Here is a 1,143-nt window from a genome sequence, read left to right on the forward strand (position 1 = left end):
TGGCCGGCGGGGTTCCTGTGTCGTTGTCCTGGCGGGAGACGGGTGTGCGCGGGTGGGAAGGGGCGAGGGGTGGAGGACGCAGCGCCGAGGCCGGTAGGGCTGGAGCCGGTGCCGGGCGAGTCGACAGGGTCGTTCGTCCGGCGGCTGGCGCAGGTCAACGCGGCGGCGGTGGCCGACGTGCTGGGCGAGGCGGGGGGACGGGCGCGGCCCCAGGAGCTGGATCCGTGCGTGCAGGAGGTGTTCTTGCACGAGCAGGCGGTGGACCGGCTGGCTGTCATGGCGTGGCAAACGCCGCAGGATCTGCGCCGGACGCTGCCCACGCTGGCGCGGCCGAGGGGCTGCAGCGCACGGCAGTTGGTACGGGTCGCTGCGTGGGACGGGCCGTGGACGGTGCTGGAGCCGTGTGCGTTGTGCCTGGCACGCCGCGCCGATGTGGTGGCGCCCGTGTGGCTGGCCAGCGGCGAGCGCTGGCAGGTGTGTATGCGCCACGGGCGCTGGCTGCGTGATGCCTCTGGCAGCGGCCCGGCGCAGGTTTCTCTGGCCGGGCTGGAGCCGGTGGTGCGGGCGCACCGGCGATGGGTGCGCCTGCGGCAGCGGGTGGGCCCCTACGCGCGGGCGCTGCTGGCCGATGCCATGCAGGTGAGCGCCTGCTGGTGGCAGAGCCGCCGGATGGGGGCGGAAACCGTGTGGGCGCAGCGCGAGGACGTCCTCGGGGAGGGGCGTCAGCTGTGGTCGGTTCCGCTGGTGGTCTACCCGGAGGCCGTAGTCGTCGCCGAGGCGATGGCCGTGTACGAGCGGCAGCGGCGGTGGGGCCGGGACTTCGGCAACGGTGCGCCGGGCTGGGTGTCGCGGCGCTGGATTTCCTTCGTCGGTGAGCGGCTGGGCATGCCGGAGGAGATGCAGCAGGGCGGCTACAGGATGCTGCGGGAGTGGACGCTGCTGCACCGTGTCAGCGCGCCGGTGGTGGCCCGGCTCGCGCAGCAGCCCCCGCCGCCCGACTACCTCTCGCAGCGGCTGCCTGCCCTCCCGCCGCACCGTGCGCTGCCCGCGCAAGGGGCCCTGGAGGACGCCTCGTGTCTGCAGTGGAGGCTGGGTCAGGCGGTGACCGCTCTGGAGTGAGCGGCGGGGCGGCCGGGGTCCGCT

1 protein-coding gene is annotated in these 1,143 nt (G+C 74.7%); it reads left to right on the top strand.

Features of this window, described 5'->3' with window-relative positions; translation table 11 throughout:
* A partial coding sequence (locus AOK17_RS47665; protein WP_157881569.1) for a TniQ family protein occupies positions 1-1,119 on the top strand: 1,119 nt, incomplete at its 5' end.
* Positions 1,120-1,143 lie beyond the last annotated feature (24 nt).

Origin of the sequence: Streptomyces phaeochromogenes, from assembly GCF_001418655.1 — a bacterium.
In the GTDB taxonomy this organism is placed as follows: Bacteria; Actinomycetota; Actinomycetes; order Streptomycetales; family Streptomycetaceae; genus Streptomyces; species Streptomyces phaeochromogenes.